This is a genomic window from Arthrobacter sp. MYb229, assembly GCF_002975405.1.
Classification (GTDB): Bacteria; Actinomycetota; Actinomycetes; order Actinomycetales; family Micrococcaceae; genus Glutamicibacter.
On record NZ_PCPS01000002.1, the window covers coordinates 614,773 to 633,509 of the forward strand.

The 18,737-nt window shown below is 60.2% G+C and carries 16 protein-coding genes and 1 pseudogene; 9 read left to right on the forward strand and 8 right to left on the reverse strand.

All coding sequences use genetic code 11. From position 1 onward, the window contains the following. Nucleotides 1-9: 9 nt before the first annotated feature. Nucleotides 10-1,284, forward strand: a complete 1,275-nt coding sequence (locus CQ019_RS09175) for a carbamoyl-phosphate synthase (protein WP_105569530.1) — start codon at nucleotides 10-12, stop codon at nucleotides 1,282-1,284. 37 nt (nucleotides 1,285-1,321) lie between these two features. Here the strand turns inward: CQ019_RS09175 and CQ019_RS09180 are convergent, their stop codons facing one another. Then, nucleotides 1,322-1,918 carry an ABATE domain-containing protein gene (locus tag CQ019_RS09180; protein ID WP_105569531.1) on the reverse strand — a complete coding sequence of 199 codons (597 nt, stop codon included), beginning with the start codon at nucleotides 1,916-1,918 and terminating at the stop codon, nucleotides 1,322-1,324. Between the two features lie 93 nt (nucleotides 1,919-2,011). Between CQ019_RS09180 and CQ019_RS09185 the strand changes: the two genes are divergently transcribed. From CQ019_RS09185 to CQ019_RS09200, 4 genes are all read left to right on the forward strand, one after another. After that, the gene (locus CQ019_RS09185) at nucleotides 2,012-3,070 is read left to right on the forward strand and encodes an LLM class flavin-dependent oxidoreductase (RefSeq protein ID WP_258133891.1); all 1,059 of its coding nucleotides are present in this window, start codon (nucleotides 2,012-2,014) and stop codon (nucleotides 3,068-3,070) included. A gap of 52 nt (nucleotides 3,071-3,122) precedes the next feature. Beyond that, nucleotides 3,123-3,758: an isochorismatase family protein gene (locus CQ019_RS09190; RefSeq protein ID WP_105569533.1), complete on the forward strand. Its 636-nt coding sequence runs from the start codon at nucleotides 3,123-3,125 to the stop codon at nucleotides 3,756-3,758. 101 nt (nucleotides 3,759-3,859) lie between these two features. After that, nucleotides 3,860-5,104 (forward strand): MFS transporter, encoded by a 1,245-nt coding sequence (locus CQ019_RS09195; protein WP_105569534.1) that lies wholly within the window; start codon nucleotides 3,860-3,862, stop codon nucleotides 5,102-5,104. A gap of 85 nt (nucleotides 5,105-5,189) precedes the next feature. Then, a complete protein-coding gene (locus CQ019_RS09200; protein ID WP_105569535.1) occupies nucleotides 5,190-6,362 on the forward strand; it encodes a histidine kinase in 1,173 nt (390 codons plus the stop codon). A 487-nt stretch (nucleotides 6,363-6,849) separates the two neighbouring features. Here CQ019_RS09200 and CQ019_RS09205 read toward each other — a convergent pair whose 3' ends face one another. Then, nucleotides 6,850-7,788, reverse strand: a complete 939-nt coding sequence (locus tag CQ019_RS09205) for a DMT family transporter (protein ID WP_181148356.1) — start codon at nucleotides 7,786-7,788, stop codon at nucleotides 6,850-6,852. 77 nt (nucleotides 7,789-7,865) lie between these two features. Here CQ019_RS09205 and CQ019_RS09210 point away from each other — a divergent pair, with 77 nt between their 5' ends. Together CQ019_RS09210 and CQ019_RS09215 are read left to right on the forward strand one after the other, a co-directional pair. After that, complete coding sequence (locus CQ019_RS09210) at nucleotides 7,866-8,789, forward strand: LysR family transcriptional regulator (protein ID WP_219844253.1); 924 nt, start codon at nucleotides 7,866-7,868, stop codon at nucleotides 8,787-8,789. Between the two features lie 127 nt (nucleotides 8,790-8,916). Continuing rightward, on the forward strand, nucleotides 8,917-9,735 hold the full coding sequence (locus tag CQ019_RS09215; RefSeq protein WP_105569537.1) for a PspA/IM30 family protein: 819 nt from the start codon (nucleotides 8,917-8,919) through the stop codon (nucleotides 9,733-9,735). A 74-nt stretch (nucleotides 9,736-9,809) separates the two neighbouring features. Here CQ019_RS09215 and CQ019_RS09220 read toward each other — a convergent pair whose 3' ends face one another. The 5 genes and pseudogenes from CQ019_RS09220 to CQ019_RS09240 all read right to left on the reverse strand — a co-directional run bounded on the left by CQ019_RS09220 (nucleotide 9,810) and on the right by CQ019_RS09240 (nucleotide 15,504). Beyond that, nucleotides 9,810-10,481: a hypothetical protein gene (locus tag CQ019_RS09220; RefSeq protein ID WP_105569538.1), complete on the reverse strand. Its 672-nt coding sequence runs from the start codon at nucleotides 10,479-10,481 to the stop codon at nucleotides 9,810-9,812. A gap of 607 nt (nucleotides 10,482-11,088) precedes the next feature. Continuing rightward, nucleotides 11,089-12,453: pseudogene (locus tag CQ019_RS09225) on the reverse strand (integrase core domain-containing protein). A gap of 239 nt (nucleotides 12,454-12,692) precedes the next feature. Further along, nucleotides 12,693-13,556: a hypothetical protein gene (locus CQ019_RS09230; protein ID WP_105569539.1), complete on the reverse strand. Its 864-nt coding sequence runs from the start codon at nucleotides 13,554-13,556 to the stop codon at nucleotides 12,693-12,695. After that, nucleotides 13,553-14,242, reverse strand: a complete 690-nt coding sequence (locus CQ019_RS09235; RefSeq protein ID WP_105552719.1) for a response regulator transcription factor — start codon at nucleotides 14,240-14,242, stop codon at nucleotides 13,553-13,555. Before CQ019_RS09235 ends, CQ019_RS09230 begins: the two co-directional genes overlap by 4 nt. Then, on the reverse strand, nucleotides 14,230-15,504 hold the full coding sequence (locus tag CQ019_RS09240; RefSeq protein WP_105552720.1) for a sensor histidine kinase: 1,275 nt from the start codon (nucleotides 15,502-15,504) through the stop codon (nucleotides 14,230-14,232). Before CQ019_RS09240 ends, CQ019_RS09235 begins: the two co-directional genes overlap by 13 nt. A 122-nt stretch (nucleotides 15,505-15,626) precedes the next feature. Here CQ019_RS09240 and CQ019_RS09245 point away from each other — a divergent pair, with 122 nt between their 5' ends. Beyond that, entirely contained in the window at nucleotides 15,627-16,244 is a 618-nt protein-coding gene (locus CQ019_RS09245; RefSeq protein ID WP_105552721.1) for a GNAT family N-acetyltransferase, read from the forward strand. Nucleotides 16,245-16,252: 8 nt separating this feature from the next. Here the strand turns inward: CQ019_RS09245 and CQ019_RS09250 are convergent, their stop codons facing one another. Beyond that, nucleotides 16,253-17,011: a FadR/GntR family transcriptional regulator gene (locus tag CQ019_RS09250; RefSeq protein ID WP_105552722.1), complete on the reverse strand. Its 759-nt coding sequence runs from the start codon at nucleotides 17,009-17,011 to the stop codon at nucleotides 16,253-16,255. 188 nt (nucleotides 17,012-17,199) lie between these two features. Here CQ019_RS09250 and CQ019_RS09255 point away from each other — a divergent pair, with 188 nt between their 5' ends. Beyond that, nucleotides 17,200-18,720 carry an ABC transporter substrate-binding protein gene (locus CQ019_RS09255; RefSeq protein ID WP_105552723.1) on the forward strand — a complete coding sequence of 507 codons (1,521 nt, stop codon included), beginning with the start codon at nucleotides 17,200-17,202 and terminating at the stop codon, nucleotides 18,718-18,720. Nucleotides 18,721-18,737 lie beyond the last annotated feature (17 nt).

Sequence of the window (18,737 nt, forward strand, 5' to 3'; positions counted from 1 at the left end):
AAAAACCTTATGGCAATCGAGAATTCTCAGCCTTTCGTTCCCGTTATTCTTGGCGGAGATATCGGCACCTACACCCTCGCCCGCGAATTCTATGAGGCATACCAGGTGCGCTCGGTCGTTGTGCCTGCCTCAGGCAACGGGGTAATCGAGCACTCGGTGGCCATCGAACTGCATCCCATCGGGTCCATGGTTGACCAGGGGCGGGTAGTTGAAGAACTCATCTCCCTGGCCCAAGAGCTTAACGCCGAAGTGGATCGACCGCTGATGCTCTTCGGTTCCCTCGATTTCCATATCATGCTGATCGCCGAACACCGTGCGGTGTTGAGTGAATATTTTGTCATCCCTTACCCGGAACTGGGAACCATCGAAGGCGCCGCGCTGAAGGAGAACTTCTACGCGCTCGCCGACCGGCTGGGAATTGCGCACCCGCGCACCGCCGTTTACCGGGCCGGAGAAGACCTGCAGGAATTGGCGCAGTCGCTGACCTTCCCGCTGATCGGCAAGCCCTCGAGCTCGGGGGACTGGATCGCCGCCAAGTTCGAAGGCAAGCAGAAAATCCACACCCTGCGGAGCATCGCCGAACTTGAGGACCTGCTCACTCGTATCGACGCGAGCGGCTACACCTCGGGGTATATCCTGCAGGAATACATTCCCGGTTCGGATGACGCGATGCGTCTGTGCACTTATTTCGCCACTCAGGACAAGAAGGTCATCTTCGCCGGATACGGCGAGGTGGTGGTCGAAGAGCACGCGCCGCTGGTGCTCGGTAATTCCGCAGCCATCGTCACCGGGCAGCATGACCAGATGTCCCAAGATGGTGCGCGCCTGCTCGAAGAACTCGGCTGGCAGGGGATCGCGATGATCGATGCCAAATACGACCACCGCGATGGATCCATCAAATTCTTTGAAATCAATCCTCGTCTGGGACGCAATCATTATTACCTGACCGCGGCCGGAGTTAATCCTGCGCGTTTTTACGTCACCGAGTTCCTTGGCGTCGAGTTTGATCGCTCAGACCCGCACACCGATGCGGTCCTCGATACCGGGATCGGAATCTTGCAGCTAAGCCGCCAGCATCTGTTCACCGTGCTCCCGCACCATTTGCTGCGCCGCTTCTTGGATAGCGAAACCGGGCAGAAGGCTGCCGCATTGCTGAAGTCCGGGAAGGTTTCCAACCCGCTGAAATTCAAGGCAGAGAAGCATCCTCGCCGGAAGTTCTACCTGGTGCTCAATGCGGTCAACCACTACCGCAAGTACAAGAAATTCCCGCCGCGTAGCCTGTAGGCATCTGCATCCGGCAGTTTTCAGCCTAGGCCTCAGCCTAGGCTGAGCTCTTTAACGCCTTCTCGCGTTTGCGTGCATAAGCACGAGCGGCGCGGACTCGGTCCCCGCAGCGGGTCGAGCACCACTGCCGCCGCCCATGGGTTCTCAGCAAGAACCGCTGGCAGGGCTCGGCCTCGCATTGTGCCAGTAACGCTGACTCTTCCGAAGCTAGAAGCGTCGCGGCATCTTCGGTGATCACCGACATCGCATATTCCACCAGGCGCGTGACCGGGTGCTCCGTCGAGCGGTAGAACCCGTTGTCGGGGGAGTAGCGCAGCAGCGGAATATGCGGGGCCGCGGTTAGCGCCTTGTTTAACCGCTCCAGTATCTGCGGATCGAAAGGCTGTTGCGCTGCGCTCATGGAGAAGGCTTCACGCAGGTCTGCGCGCAATCCGCTGAGCCTGTTCTGGCAGTAGGACTGCAATGCGGCATCTTCGTCAACCAGCTCGCGCCTCTTGAGCCAGGCGGTCGTTTCCTCTGGGGAATCCAGCTCGTCGACAATCTTCCCGCCGGGTAGGTGGAGCACGCTGTTGACCAGGTCGAGGCTCAGGTGCTTTTGTGTGCCGGGGGCTGGGGGTAGCAATGCTTCGGACATGTATCTCATGGTATCAGTAGATATTTATCGTGAGGTCGTGTTACTTTGATATCACGCTAGAAATAGATTTTATCCGTGATAAAGAGGTTTTACTTGTACCCCGCACCAATGTTCGGATCCGCACCCTTTGCGCTCAATGCCCATACCGGTGGCAGCGTTGGAGTGGGACGCACCGCCCAAGAAGGCTTTAGTGCGCTGATCAAGCTCGCACGAAAAGCAGACGAACTGGGCTACCACCGCTTCTGGATGTCTGAGCACCACGCGATGCCGGGGCTGGCGGTGTCCTCACCTCCGCTGGTGCTTTCGCGCCTGATCGCAGAAACCGAGCGAATCCGGCTAGGCGCCGGCGGCGTGATGCTCCCGAACCACGCGCCGCTGGTCATCGCTGAGCAATTCGGAACGCTGGACGCGCTGGCCCCCGGGCGCATCGATCTCGGGCTCGGCAGGGCGCCGGGCACCGATCATGCAACGGCCGCCGCGCTGCGTCGGGGCGAAGGAGCGAATGACAACTTCGCCCAGCAGGTTGCCGAGCTGGTGGGATTCATGAATGACGATTTCCCCGAGGGGCATCCCTACAGCACCGTCCATGCGGTCCCCGGCCCGTGGCAGGCCAAGGAAAACCGGGTCCAGCACCCGCAGCTAGCTACCGAGCTTTGGATGCTCGGCTCCTCGCCGTACTCCGCTCAACTGGCGGCAAAGCTCGGCCGCCCCTATGCCTTCGCCCTGCAATTCGGGGATGCCGACATCGACACCGCGCTGCGCATCTACCGGGACAATTTCGAACCCTCCGCGGTGCTCGACGCTCCTTACTCCATGGTCAGCGTCACCGCGGTTGCCGACGAAGACCCGAACGAGGCCAAGCGCCAGGCCTCCAGCATGGCCATGGCGATGCTGCGCATGTTCAAGCGCGAATCCTTCACGCTGTTCTCCCCCGAAGAGGTCGCGGCCTTCGACGGAACGCTCAACGAACGGTCCATCATCGAGATGTACACCGACCGTGCCTTCACCGGCACCGCAGCCACCGTGGCAGGGCGCCTCGAACGACTCCAAGAACAAACCGGAGTTGACGAGATCATGCTGGTCATTGGGGCCTACTCGGCAGAGGCGGAGATCAACACCCTGGAGCTGCTGGCCAAGCACTACGGGGCGTAGCCCGCCTGCATCCGATTCATTCGCTATACCCGACAGAAAATAGGAGAAGAATATGAACACCCCACGCCGTGCCCTGATTGTCATCGACGTCCAGCAGGAATACTTCGAAGGCCTGCTGCAGATCCAGTACCCGCCACGCGAACAGTCCCTGGCTCGCACCGCCCAGGCGATCGACGCCGCGCAGAGCGCCGGAATTCCGGTATATATCGTGCAGCACCAGCTTCCGTCCGAAGCGCCGGTGTTCGCAGATGGTTCGGCAACCTTCAAATTGAACCCTGAAATCGAACGGCGTGCAGACAAGGCCGCGAAGGTCTTCACCAAGGCCTACGCCAGTGTTTTTGCCGGCACCGAGCTCGAAAGCTGGCTGCGCGAAAATGAGATAGACACGATCGCGGTGACCGGATACATGACGAACAACTGCGTCATCGGTTCCGTGGCCGCCGCCGAACCTCTGGGATTCAAGGTCGAAGTGCTCTCGGACGCAACCGGCGCCATCAACATCGGCAACGAGGCGGGTTCCGCCAGCGCGCAACAGGTGCATGGAACCTTGATGGCATTGCTGCACTCCAACTGGGCTGCGGTGGCAACCACCGAGGCCTGGATCGGCGCGCTCGACGCGGGCGCGGCGCTGGAAGCGAGCAATCTGGTCGTCTCGGCGATGGAAGGCCAGAAGCAGCACCGGCAGTAGCTTGGCCATAGGGCGGGCGTGAACTTGAGAGTTCACGCCCGCCGTTGCGTAAGAGGTAATCAAGGGCCTGTTACCCGATGTTCGCTGGCTAGGATGAAGCCATGGACTCCAAACACCCAGTGCTGCCCAAGGGCTTCGGCGCGCTGCTGATCATCGCCTTGGTATTCGCGGCGTTGAACCTGCGCCCGGCGGTAACCTCACTTGGTTCGCTACTGGACCCGGTCATTGACGGTCTGGCCATGAACGGCTTCGTCGCGGGGCTCATCACCGGCGTGCCGCCCCTTTGTTTCGCGGTGCTCGGGCCGCTTGCACCCAAGCTGGCCGGAAAACGTGGCCCAGAAGTGGTCGTAATCGCCGCAATGCTGGCAATTCTTCTTGGCCTGGCCCTGCGCTCTGTGGCCCCCAATACCTGGGTGTTCTTCATCTTTACCGCGGTGGCGCTGGCCGGAATCGCGGTCGGCAATATCCTGATGCCGGTGCTCGTCAAACGCTGGTTCCCCGCAAAAATAGGAATAGTCACCGGCGCCTACACCACCGCGGTGGCCCTCGGCGCCTCGGTCGTCGCAACCGTCGCGGTGCCCGTAAACGAGGCAGTGGGCGGCGCCTGGCGACGAGGACTAGGGATTTGGGCGATACTTGCGCTGATTGCGGTATTCATCTGGGTCGTAGTCTTTTTCGGGTTGCGCAATCAGATCGCGCAGCGCCAGCTGCCTTCCTCGAACCTATCCGTCGCCGCCCTGGAGATCGGGCCGATGAGCCGCAACGCCACCGCGTGGTGGGTGGCACTCTTTTTTGGCGCCCAGTCAACCGTCGCCTATATCCTCATGGGGTGGGCGCCGAAGATCTTCACCGACTTCGGCGTGAACCCAGCGTATTCCGGGGCATTGCTCGGGGTGATCCTCGGCGTCGGGGTGCCGCTGTCCTTCATCATGCCGGCACTCGCTGCACGGTTTTCGCACCAGGGGCCGCTGGTGATTATCAATGGCATAGCCGGGATACTGGCGGTGATCGGCATATTCATCGCGCCGGTGCAGGGAGCCTTTATTTGGGCGGCGCTTTTAGGCATCTGCGGTTCGAGCTTCCCACTAGCGCTGACCATGATCGGGCTCAAGGCGCATACCGCGGCCGGGGTGAGCAAGCTTTCCACCTTCGGGCAATCGGTGGGCTACCTGATCGCAATTCCCGGGCCCTTCCTCGTCGGAGCCCTCCACGAGGTGACCAATTCCTGGACCACGCCGCTATTGCTGATCGCTGCGGTGATCATTTTCCAGACCTTCACCGGCATCATGGCGGGCCGGCCTCGTTTTGTCGAAGACAACGGCGCCCCAATTCGCATCGACGCCTAGCCCGCCAAGAGCATTCCGGATCGGATGACCTGCAATCAGCTACTCGGATCCCGAGGTTTGGGCGGGAGAGACATAGACTGAAGCAGTGGAAGAAAACGGCAGCCTGCGCATCAGTAAGAGTCTCTGGGCAGCGGCCATATTTCTGGCCGTCATGCTCCTCTGCCTCGTCGGCGATCCCGCAAGGTGGGGAGAATCCCTTGGCCCTGCACTCGTAGTCGCTGCCGGAATTCTTGCCGTCGGGTTCGCCGTCCTTTCCGTACTGCAAGACCGTTTTCCGCGTGCGATCATGCTCATCGCAGCTCTGGGGATCTGTGCCTGGCTAACGCTTGAACTGCCGCATATTGCACTAGTTATCCCCCTGCTTTATTTTCTCGCGGGGGCAACTCGTGCCGGACACCGCACCTTCGCGTTGCTTAGCGCGGCGGGCATCCTGCTCTTCGGCATGGCGCTACAGCTGATCCAGCGACAAACACCGGCAGAAATCTTCGATTATGAGCTGCTAGCCTTCGCCGCGCTGGCGCTGCTGGCCGTTGCCTTCGGAGAACTGCGGGCAAACCGCAAGATCATGCGTGAGCATATGGAACAGCTTGAGCACGTTGCCCGCCGGGCGTCGAACGCGGAAACGGCACAGCAGCAGTTGTCCAAACGCGCACGGGTGACCTATCAGCTTCATGACGAGATTGCCCACAACCTTGCGGTGGCTTCGTTGCATACTAATGCTGCCCTCGACTCCGAGCTGACCGATACCAGCACGGCTCTGCGCCTGATTCATGTGCGCCAAGCGGTGACCGGGGCGTTAACGGCCCTGCGCCGTACCTTCGATGCCTTGGGGCATCAAGAACCTCCCGAGGAATTATCTGCCACCCTCGAAGATGTCGAACGGATTGCCGCCTCGCTGCGCGATGCCGGAATTGAGGTGAACATCCATAGTTCGGGGCTTGGGCAAACCGAGAATTTCCCGCAGCTAGCCATGCGGATTATCCGTGAGGCCGCCACAAACGCGGTTAAGCATGCGGATCCGAGCGAAATAGTCATTTGGATCCGCGAGAACGATGACGAAAACGGGACTCCGCACTGGACCGTGTCGGTGCGCAACAACGGTGTTCCTAGGCCTAATCCGCAGGCCCGTCCCGGGCAGGGCCTGACCCGGTTGCGTACGGCAACCGAAGAGGACGGCGGAACCATAGAGTGGGGACGGCTGGGCTCGAACTACCTGCTGTCGGCAACCGTGCGCAAAGAAAATGACAAGAAATCATAGCTTCGCAGGCCCTGATTCGTAAGCCTGGTGTGCAGTAGGGCCCCGTAACCCGCCTTGTGCTTAGAGCACCTGGATCTTCCCTAGTGAGGCCCTAAGCAAAGTAGCTATAGCCGGGTTCGAAAACCGGGCGTAGAGTGAAGGCACCAAACGATGCGGCACTTGCGACAGCGCGGGGCTCGCACACACTATGGGAGGTCGAGATGGGCGATTTTCGGGCATACACCATGGAGGAACGGGCCACGTATTTGGCACCGTCTTGCGAGCGCTGCGGACAGCACCGGCATGTGGTGTGGGAAAAGGTCGAGGAAACCGAAACATATCTTCCACGCGATGCCGGATGCTCTAACGAGGCCTGCACCGCGTAGCGGATGATCATCCGAGGCGATTCGGTGCTTTTCCGCAGTGCCATTTCTTGTCGCACCGGCGCCGGGGCATCTCGTTGCGGTGCCAGGCCGGAGTATTTTCCGGCCCCGGGCATCTAGCGCAATCATCCCCGGACCACCGGTGCGGGGGCCTTCGGGCGGCTCGGTCCGCTACCCCGCCAGCGCCGCTCGGCACGTGCGCCCCACCAGGTTGCAAAGAGCAGCACCGCGGCACCAGCGTATCCGAGGGTGCCGATGCGCTCCCCCGCGAGAAGCACCCCGACGAGCAGCGCCCATCCGGGTTCCGTGCCGAGCAGCATGCCCGCCCGTGATGCCGAGGTGTGCTTCGTCGCCCACAGCTGCCCGAGAAACGCGAAGATGGTGCAGCCGAGGCAGAGATAGCCAATGGTGAGCCAATTCGCGGCACCGAAGTCGGGAATGTGATCCAGCAGCGAACTTCCGCCCCACGCGGCAAAGATGGCCGCGCCAAATACGATCTCCATCGTGGTCAAGCCCAGCACGTCGGCGTTCTTGCCGACGGTGAACCGCGCCTCGGCCACACCGAGCAGGGCCCGCGTTGCCGCCGCGGCGAGCATCAGCCCATCGCCGATGTTGAGCTCGGAAAAACTTTGCCCGCCCACGAGCAGCATGATCCCGATCAGGGCGAGCAGGATGCTTGCGACCAGCGAGGGGGAGAGCCGTCTTTTGGTGAGTGCGGATTCGAGGATCGGGGTGAGCAGGATGGACAGAGCGATGATGAGTCCCGCGTTTGTGGCGCTGGTGAGCGTGACCCCGATCGTCTCCAGAGCGATGGTCGCCGCGCGCAGCGTGCCCAGCGCCATGCCGGGAAGGGCCGAATCCCGGAGCCTGAATTGGGGACGGGACAGATGCACGCACAACAGGATCGCGGCCGAGGGGAGGAACCGGGCGCACATCACCGCAGCTGCCGAGGAGGCCGCCGCCAGGTCTTGGGTTGCCAGATAGCTTCCGCCCCACATGATTGCGACGATCAGGAGTACCAGGTCGGGAAGGGCGCGGCGAAGGCGGGGAAAAGCGGAGGTCATGCTTTTACAGTAGAGAGGCATTCCATGCAGAACAACGGGCAGTATCTTCACTATCGCGTAAGCTGAGCTTCATGGAAGTGCATCATCTTCGAACTCTTCGGGAACTCAGGGACCGGGGGTCGGTCACCGCCGTGGCGCAGGCGCTGCATCTGTCCCCGTCCGCCGTATCCCAACAGCTCGCTTCGCTGCAGCGGGGCGTTCAACTGCCGCTGACCGAGCAACGCGGCCGCGTGCTGGTGCTCACTCCCGCGGGCGAGCGGTTGGCGGATGCCGGCGGCGAGGTGCTCGAATCCCTGGCTCGCGCGGAGAACTCGGTGGCGGAGTATCTCTTGGCGCGCCGCGAGCCGGTTTCAGTCACCGCCTTCCACAGCGCCGGCCTGGCCTGGTTTCCGTCGCTGATCGCCAGCAGCCTGGCCGACCCCGATGGGCCGGCGGTGCGCTGCCGTGACGAGGGTGTGTCGATCAACGGTTTCATCGATTTGGTCGGCGACCACGATGTGGTGATCGCCCACCGCCCGCTGGCCTCGGACCCCTGGCCGGGCCAGCGGGTGCATGTCACTCCCGTGCTGCAGGAGCCGATCGACGTGGCGATCCACCGGGAGCATCCGCTGGCGAAACAGCAGACGGTGAGCCTGCCCGATCTGGTGGGGGAGACCTGGGTCGCGGCCCATGAGGGCTTCGCGCTGGAGCCGCTCCTGGTCCAGGCGATGTTTGCCAGCGCTGGCACGCCGATCCAGATCACGCACCGGGTGAATGAGTTCAATCTGGTGGCGGCCATTATCGCCGAGACGCGCATGGTGGGACTGCTGCCTCGGTACACCGGCTTGATCCCATACTTCCGCGAGCACGTGGTGCTGCGCCCGATCCAGTCACTCGCCCTGGGCCGGCATATCGACGTGCTGACGAGGCCCGAAGCGCAATCCCGGGTGAGCACACGCAGCGTGATCGAGCGCATTGTCAAAATTGCAGAGGAGACCCGCCGCCATGCCGAGGGCAGCTAGAGAACTACGCCGACCCCGTGCGGAGCCGGGAAAACACGCTCAACGCACCGCGGAATTCAGCCGCGCAGTTTAGCGCTGGGTGCCGCGTCGCATAGAGTTAAAGCTGCGGTTAACGAAGGGACGCACCATGGCCAAGAAACGCTCAATTTGGGCCCGTATTTTCGGGATCGGCAAAGCCAACGCCAATGCGGCACTCGACGCGCTCGAAGATCCACAGAAGATGCTGGACCAGCAGGTCCGCGACTACACCAACAACATTGCCCAAGCCGAATCGGCGGTAGCCCAGACCATCGGCAATCTGCGCATGGCCGAGGACGACCAGGCCAAGGCGATGGAAGAGGTCAAGTCCTGGGGCAAGAAGGCGCTCGCGGCGTCGAATAAGGCCGAGGAGTTCTCCACTGCCGGGGACTCCACCAATGCGCAGAAGTTCAATCAGCTAGCCACCGTCGCGATTCAGCGCCAGATGGCGGCGGAGAAGAAGGTCAAGGACCTCGCTCCGCGCATCGCCTCCCAGCGCGAGGTGGTGGCCAAGCTCAAGGACGGGCTGAACACCATGGGCGCCAAGCGCGTCGAACTTGTCGCCAAGCGTGATGAGCTCGTCGCTCGTGCCCGCAATGCGAAGACCCAGGGCCAGATGATGGAGACCCTGAAGGCCTTGGACCTGAATGATCCAACCTCGGAGATCAGCCGCTTCGAGGATAAGATCCGCCAGGACGAAGCCAAGGTCCGCGGAGCTTCCGAACTTGCGGCCTCCTCGCTCGACTCGCAGTTCGCCGCACTAGAAGATTTAGGTGAAGAAACCGAGATCGAGGCCCGCCTTGCGGCGATGAAGGGCGAGCAGAACGTGCTCGATGAATCCCCAGCACCGCAAGCCGTTGAATCCCAGGCCCCGCAGATGTCTGAAATCGAGGCTCGGCTGGAAGCCATGAAGAAGAACCAAGCATAGTAGTGCCAGAGAAATAAAGAGCGAGTCGGAGAACAAATTTGTTCTCCGACTCGCTCTATTTCTACCGCGGATGATTATCGAATTAGTGATCCCCAAGCCGAGTAATACGGGGTGAAGTCAGTCTCTTCGCTACCGCGGTGATCAACGAATGTGTTTGAGTCTCCATGCGAACGGCCGATATAGAAGTGGTAGAAACCGCCATTGATTTGTCGGTCACGTACTATTTCCTTCATCTCTTCACTAGTTAAGATAAAGAAGAGAGCGTTACCCGTTTCGTCTTCTGCCGAGAGTACGAAGGACTCGTAGCGCTCACTATCAACGTCTTCAGGGCGTGGAGTGTGCCACGCAGAAAAATTATCTGAGCTATCGAAGTAATTGCGGCTCGCAGCTAAATAAAAGGCGTGTTCTGTTCCATCTTTTTCAACGATCCGCAATTTGTTGCTTCCCCGATTGCCATGGCCCTTTATTGAGACTTCGAGTCCTGCTTGCTTTAACTTAGCAGCCAAGCTAGTGATCGCAACGGTACGTGTAGTTGGTACCTTTTCGGTTTCGTTGGTATCTTCAACAGGCATCTGGGTAGGAGCACCCGCAAGGTTTTCAAGAGCAACAATACGCTCGGTCAACTTTTGGATGAGATCGTCCTTTTCAGCGTCACGCTTCTGAAGCGTCTCGATGTTAAGTTCTGCCTTTATTGTCCGACCATATGTTTCAGTCAATGTGGTGAGAACTGCTTCGTTTAGATCCATTATGCTTTCCTATCATCAAGATGCGGGACCATGTGAGCCGCTATCTGGTTACTATCTTGGCAGATAGAATCCTATCATTCAACCTCTATCAAGGGATTGAGGTTCTATCTTTTAGTCAACTTGACCTTAAAGTCCTAGTCGTATCAATATTTGAGTAACGGTAAATCTTTTTATGCTGAGATAGGATTCCATCCGAGGCTGATGGAGCAATTTCTGACTAATAGAACGATCAGATTCAAAGTTCTATCTAGATTTCTTGATTGAGTTTTCAGGCCTGCTTTGCACTTCAGGGGGAGAGTATTTACTGTATGACGTTGTCAATTTGGAGCTTCCGCGCGGAATCTAAACGAGTATAGAAGTGCGACAACTGACAACGAGAAGGTCTAACGTATTGGCAGATTGCCATCAAAGAGTGTTGATCTGTGGTTGTTCATTCAACGATATGGCTGTTATTGGCGTCGGGTGCTTCTGAAATCGAGGCTCGGCTGGAAGCCATGAAGAAGAACCAAGCATAGTCTTAAAATGAAAGCTGTCATGTCTGGAGACATCGGTGACAAAACTGTATGAAGACATCAGTGACACTCGATGTCTCTAGACATCGGTGACACTAATCGTCGAGAGAACCGTTCTGGAATTTCGCTAACGCGTTCTTCAAACCCAGATATTTCAGCCCTGCCTCAAAGGGATACACATACTTAGCAACAAGTTCACCCTGCTGCGAAACCACCAGTAATTCACCATTGCCCCAGCGCACCCATACGATGGCGTTTCGCATGATTTTGCTGAAGTAAACCATGGTCCCGTCGATCACCAAGCAATTGTTCTTATTCATCTTCATCTGTTGCTCCCCAGCAACCCCGATTTGCGCAGCATGCAAAGTTGAACGCAGCCTCAGCGGTGCGGTAGGTACGGATACTTCCGGAACGGGAACGGGAATAGCTTCTCCGGCGGAAACCTTCTGCAAAGTCTGCCCCCTTTCAGAGAAATAGGCACGTGGTTTCGTGCTGTGCTTCTGCGCGTACTCTATGTCCGGTGCGGCAACAACCGGCATAGAAGTGTAAGCCTCATAAGGGGTGCAGCGCCCTTCCAGAGCTTGATGCGTCCGCTCGTGATTGTAGTACTGGTCAAACTCATCTAGTTGTTCCTGCAACATGGTGAGGTTATTGGCGTACTGAAGCTTGTTCAGTCGCTTGAACAACGTGCCATGCACTCGTTCGTTCTTTCCCTGCGTGGTGGGCCGACCAGGACGGCTGGTAATAGTCGCGACGCCCAAACTGTTGGCATAGGCGACCAGTTGGCTGGTGATACCTTTACGAATCGGATTCAACGCCTCCCCGTTGTCAGTGAGTAACCGTTGAGGTATTCCATGCTTAGCGACGCCGTTCTTGAAGACTTTCAGTGCGTCATCGCTGTTCTCACTTCTGGCTGCAAGGGATGCGATCATCAGCCGGGAGTAGTCATCTTCGAGTTGAAACACCACGATTTTTCGCCCGTATTCCAGTGTGTATTCCGTGGCGTCTAGTTGCCAGCACGCGTTGGGCGTTGGGTACCGGAAGCGTTTATACGATGAGCGCGGCCGTTTCTCAGGTGCCGGAACAACTAGGCCGCGTTCCTGGAAAATTTTGGCGAGTGTGGCTGTGGATGGAGGATTCATGCCAAGCCGGTGCATGCGGTCATACACACTGATCGGTCCGTGATCCCACCCTGCTTCGTCCAAGGCTCTGCGTACCGCGACGGCCTGGTCTTTGACGGTTTCATTCGTCGCGTTGGGTGAGATTCTTGGACGTCGAGACTATGGTTCGAGGGCACTGTCGATTCCGTTGGTTCGTGCCCTTTTGAGGATCTTGTAGAACGTGTTCCTGGTGATTCCGTGTTCCTGGCAGAACACGGTGACTGCGCCACGAGGTGGGCCATCTGGCCATTGCGCGATGGCTAGGCGTATCGTCGAATTGACTGGATCATTACTATTCACACTTTCCAGTTCATCAGCCCACCTGAATGCCTAGGCATGCGGGTGGGCTGTGTGGTTTGAAAGCGTTAAAAATCCTTGGGAAGTGTCACCACTTAAATCTTGGATGTGTCACCGATGTCCTGAGGTAGAACTGTCACCGATGTCCCCAGAGAATACATCTTAAAATGAAAGCTGGCCTCGGGCCGACGCGGAGATCCGCTTCGGCCCGAGGCCAGCTTCGTCTTACCGGAAGATTGCGCCTATTTCGTTGGCGTTGTCGCTTCCGCCCCGGGGCGCAAGACCACGTTCCCGGCCGAGACCTCAACCTGAACCTGGTGCTCCGAGGCGGAGCTGACGCTCAGGCCGTTCTCCACGCCGCCTGCCGAAACATCCTGGAGCACGTTGTATTCGGTATCCGGCAGGGTCAGCTGCAGCATCCCCGCGCTGACTTCTGCCTGGACGCTGCGCGGCGCGCTGCCAGTGAAGGTGCTGTCGATGCGGCCGGCGGAAACATCGAAGTTCGCGCTCTGCACGTCAGCCATGTCGATATCGGTTTTCCCGGCTCCCAGTTCCACACTCAAGCCCTTGGCCGAGCCGGAAGCATCCAGGGTGCCGCCGCTCATCTCCATGACCAGATCGTTGAAGTTGCCATCGACCGAAAATTCTCCGGCGGACATCTTCAGATCCGCATCGAGCGTGCCTTCGTTGAGCGAACTAGGCAGCGTCAGCGTGACCTCGTTTTCATCCCAGTCGCAACCGGTGAAGCACCAGTCGCCCCAGTCGTTGGGCGAACTGACCAGCAAGGTGCCGGCGTCGCGGCGGAGTTTCCATTCGCCGCTGCGTGCGCTGCGCACCTCCAGCGTTGCCTCGGGAACATTGGCGAAGAGCACGGTGAACCTTCCGGCATCCGCGTCTACCTCCAGTGCGGTGACGCCCCCGGCGCCGACGCTCTGCGAGCTGCTGGAGTTGGCGAGGCTGTGTGAAGCACGCCAAGCCGAGGTGGCGATCACCCCGAGGATGACCAGTGCGCCGATGAGGCCCAGCACCAGGGTCAAGGTTTTCTTCGAACCGGCCGGTTGCGGATTCTGCGGTGCAACCGGCGCGTTGATGGTTGGGGAGTTCATGGGTTTGTCCTGTCGCTGCGAGTGGTGCCCAGAGTTTGAATATGAGCCAGGGCGGCGAGCACACGCCGGTTTCCTGTCCCATCTGCCTCGAGTCCAAGCTTCTGGAAGATCGAGGTAATGTACTTTTCAACGCTTGCCTCCGAAAGGAACAGCAAGGCGGCAATGGCCTGATTCGATTTGCCTTCGGCCAGCGCCGTCAGCACGCTGCGTTCCCTGTCGGTCAACCGTTGCATCCGGTCATCGTGATTGCGTCTGGTCAACAGCTGTGCCACCACCTCTTGGTCGAGTACCGTGCCGCCACCGGCGATCTGCTCCAGCGAAGCAATGAACTCGGTGACATCCGCAACGCGGTCCTTGAGCAGGTAGCCCAGACTTCCGGATTGCATGGAGATCAGCTCCGAAGCGTAGCGTTCCTCCACATACTGGGAGAGCACCAGCAACGGAAGTTGCGGGTAGTTCTTGCGTACCTCCAGCGCGGCGCGGATTCCCTCGTCGGTGTAGGTCGGAGGCAGCCGCACATCCAGGATGCAGATCTGCGGGAATGCTGATTCCTCGGCCTGGGCCAGGAAATCCATAAGTCCGCCGGTATCAGGCAGGTCCGCGACCACCTGATGCCCGGAGTGGTCCAGCAGCCTGACCAGGCCCTCGCGCAGGAGCACCGAGTCTTCGCAGATTAGGACGCGCATGGCACGTTCACCTCCACCGCGGTCGGACCGCCTTGCGGGCTGTCAAGGCGCAGCGTGCCGCCGGCAGCCAGGACGCGGTTATTGATCCCATCCAGTCCGCCGCCGGGCAGGATCTGCGCCCCGCCCACCCCGTTGTCTTCGATGCGCGCGAAGAGCCAGCGCCTGCCGGCCTCCTCGCGTTCGCGCACCGTCACTCGGCAGGTCGCCGCCCGGGAATGCTTGGTCGAGTTGGTCAGCGCCTCGGCAATCGCGAAGTACACCGCCGATTCGCTGTCCCTCGGGTAGCGTCCGGAAAGCTGCACATCGAGTTGCACCGGGATATGGCTGCGTCCGGCTACCGCGGACAGGGCCGCATCCAATCCGCGGTCATCGAGCACCGAGGCGTAGATCCCGCGGGTGAGCTGGCGCAGCTCGGTAATCGCCGACTTGGTCGAGGCATGCGCCTCGGCGATCAGCTCCTTGGCCTGCGCCGGGTCCTTGTCGATCTGCTGATGGGCCAGGCCCAAGGTCATGCCCACCGAAACCAGCCGGGGCTGGACCCCGTCGTGCAGGTCGCGTTCGATGCGGGTGCGTTCCACCTCAGCGGCACGCACCGCGCCTTCACGCTGGACCGAACTGGTTCGCACCCGCTCGGTCATTGCGGATTCCCGGGCAATCGCGCCGATGATGGCGCAGGTGACCGCGCGGTGCAAGAAGGCCAGGCCGACTATCACCGCGGCACCCAAGAGGGTGAAGAGGAACAGCCAGGGGGCCTGGGAAGCCGGAACCAGCAGTCCGAAGGGACCAGTTACGGTGTCGGTGGCGCTCAGCGGAGCGAAGCCGACGATTGCGGTATGCACTGTCCACTGCAGCGCGCCGATCATCAGCGAGCCGAAGATGCAGGAGAGCACGAAGCTGCCAAAGGAGGCCCACATGCGTCCGCTGGCGAGGTTCCGGCCCAGGGAGCGAATGTACTCGCCGAACCCTTCGCGGCGTCGTGGACGCCAGGATAAGGTGGCGACGTTCAGGTCATAGAGCCCGGAGACGCGCTGTATTTCGAGCCAAGAGAGCCCGAAGAGCGCGTAGAGCAAGCCGATGAGCACGATGATGCCGAATCCCAGGAGGAATATCAGCGCGGCACCTGCTGCGAGCCAGCCGAGCAAGAGCCAAGAGATGGCGGTGCCGACGCTGCCCAGAACTGCCAGGTGAAGAATCGTCAGTCCGATTCTCAACGGTGGCCGGACGGTGTTCTCGTCCGGGAGAAGCTTTGGTGATGAAGTCATAGCTCAACAGTATGCTGACGTGGCCGCCAGCAACATCGAGAGATCCGGAGAAGAAGGGTAGGGAAAACCCGAATGATTTTCTTGGGCTATCGCCAAAGCACTCGGGGGTGCAGGATGGATGCATGGAAGCAAATGCGCAGAGTCCAGCAGCAGACAAGGCCAACTGGGAAGTGCTGCCGCTGACCGCGGATCGTTTTGCGGATTTCGCCTCGGTGGTCAATCCCGGCGGACGCGAGAAGCATTGCTGGTGCCTTTCGCATCGCCTGGGAGCCAAGGAAATTAAGCTGCTCGGTGCCGGGGATCGGGCAGCGGCAATGCGCGCTCTGAGCGCCGAGCCCATCGCGCCGGGAGTGGTGGCTTACCGGGATTCGGTACCGGTGGGCTGGTGCAGTATTTCCCCGCGGTCGCAGATCCCGCTGCTGGAGCGTTCGAAGCTCATTCGCCCGGTGGATGACCTGAAGGTGTGGAGCATTATCTGCGTTGTGGTCCGCAGCGGCTACCGCCGGCAAGGGGTAAGTACCGAAATGCTAACCGGCGCCCTTCGGTACGCCCAGGCGCTCGGCGCGCCCGCGGTGGAAGCCTACCCGGTGGATCCCGAGGGGCGCATGGACCTCACCATGGCATTTGTGGGGACGCGGAAAATGTTTGAGCGCGTGGGATTCGAGCTGATCGGGAGCACGGATGCGGTGGCCAGCCGGATGCCGCGGCTGATCATGCGAAAAGACCTCACCGCGCATTGAGCCACCTGCTAGGCGGGGTTGACCAGCGCCTGCAGGCCGCGCAGGCCATCTTCATCCAGGCTGTGCTTGAAGTAGGAGGAGATGGCCGTCTTGGCCGCGTTCCCCGCGGTGGCGGGCTCGCCGGCGGCGATGGCGTCGAAGATGGCGCGGTCCAGGGCCACGACCTTCTTCATTTCACGCCGCTCGTTCTCCGAATGGCTCATTTGCTCATTCATGACGTTGAGGATGGCTCCCGATACCGCCTCGCCGCAGATCCGCAGCAACGCGTTGCCACTGGCCTCCCAGACGGCTGCGTGGAAATCCAGGTCGGCGCGGTTGAAGGAATCCGATCCGGTTCCCGCTTCCACCTCCATCCGTTCGATGGCGTCGCGCATCGCAGCCAGCTGTTCGGCGTTGTGCATGACCGCCGCCAATTGGCAGGCCGAGCTTTCCAGCACGATGCGGAACTGGACTAATTCGGAAAGCGACAAGGAGGCAATCCGCGCCATATTGGCAAAGGAGCGTCCGAGATTATCCGGCGAAACCGGCAGAACTATCGGGCCGCTGCGGCTGCCGGGCCGAGAAGCGATAAGCCCCTGGCTTTGCAATACGCGCAGTGCTTCGCGCACCGTTGGCCGGCTCACGGAGAATTGCACCATCAGCTCGCGTTCGCTGGGAAGGTGCTGCCCGGGCTCGATTTCCTTGGAAAGAATCGCCTCTTCGATTTGCTGCACAACTCGCTCGTAGGTCAATGTCGGCACGGCCGGCGTGAAAGTCAGCTTGCTCATGTGGAGCCTTCCTTTGATTGCGAGGATGAGTGCGTTATGGACAAAGCTAGCGCAGCTGCCCCGGCCGCGCGGTCTCCACCAAATATGTCGTTTACTGGTAAGACCAGAAAACTTAGTAGAAATATCAGCATATATGGTGTTGTATGGATCACATCACTCAGTTGTCACTTTGACCCGATGGAGATCTCATGAGCGCGAAAAAGAATTACTGCCGATTGGCAGCGGCCGCAGTGGTTGGTTCCCTCGTCCTGACCGCCTGCTCGGCGGGATCCGGCGGAAATTCTTCGGAAGGCTCGGCGGAAAACACCTCGGTCACGGTGGCGCTGACCGGTGAACCGGTCAACCTCGACTTCACCACTACCGCAGGCGCCGCCATCCCGCAGGCCCTGATGTCCAACGTGTATGAAGGCCTGGTCGAGATCGACCAGGCAGGCAAGATCCAGCCGCTGCTCGCCGAGTCCTGGGAGCTGAGCAACGGCAACAAGACCTACACCTTCAAGCTTCGCGAGGGCGCAACCTTCTCCAACGGCGAGGCCTTCACCGCCGAGGACGTCAAGTTCAGCATCGAACGCGTCCAGTCCGACGCCTGGGTCTCCAGCCTGAAGAAGAAGATGGATATCGTCGACTCGGTGGAGGTCAACAGCGACACCGAGGTCGCCATCACCCTCAAGCAGCCAAGCAATGCCTGGCTGTTCGATATGGGAACCCTGGTCGGCGCCATTTTCGATCCGAGCGGAGTCGATGACCTGGCGGGGACCGCCATCGGCACCGGCCCCTACGAGATCGACGCATGGAATCGCGGCCAGTCCATCGAGTTCGCGACCCGCGAGGACTACTGGGGCGAAGCTCCCACAGTGGAGAACGTCTCGCTGCGCTACTTCGCCGATGCGGTGGCCACTACCAACGCGCTGCAGTCCGGAGACGTGGATGTCGTCTACAACATGCAGTCCCCGGAGCTGCTCTCCAGCTTCGAGTCCGATGGCAAGTACCAGGTCCTCGACGGCACCTCAAACGGTGAAATCGTGCTGTCGATGAACAACAACATGGCCCCCTTCGACGACTTGCGGGTGCGCCAGGCGGTGATGCATGCCATCGACCGGCAGGCCGTGGTGGACACCGCCTGGAACGGATACGGCACGGTGGTCGGCGGCCCGGTCCCGACCACCGACCCGTACTACGAAGATCTCAACGACGTCTACCCCTACGATCCGGCCAAGGCCGAGTCCCTGCTGGCGGAAGCCGGCGCCCAGGACCTGGATATCACCTTCACCGTCCCGACCCGCCCCTATGCCACGGCGGTCTCCGAAATTGTCGTCTCCCAGCTGGCGGACGTGGGAATCAACGCGAAAATCGAATCGGCGGAATTCCCTGCCGTCTGGCTGGACGAGGTCTTCACCAAGCAGGACTACCAGATGTCCGTGGTGCTGGCCGTGGAAAGCCGGGACGTGCTGGCCATGTTCAACAACCCGGACTACTACCTCGGCTATGACAACTCGAAGATCAAGGACCTCGCCGCCGAGGCCGACGCCGCCGATGAAGCCGGCTACGTGGACGGGATGAAGCAGGTGGTGCGCACCATCGTCGATGACGCGGCGGCAAACACCCTGTTCATCTTCCCGAACATCGTCGTTGCCAAGGCGGAGGTCACCGGAATCCCGGCGAACTCCGTGACCGAGGCGCTGGATCTGACCAACCTCGGCTGGAAGTAATCCGCAGCAGCGCTTCG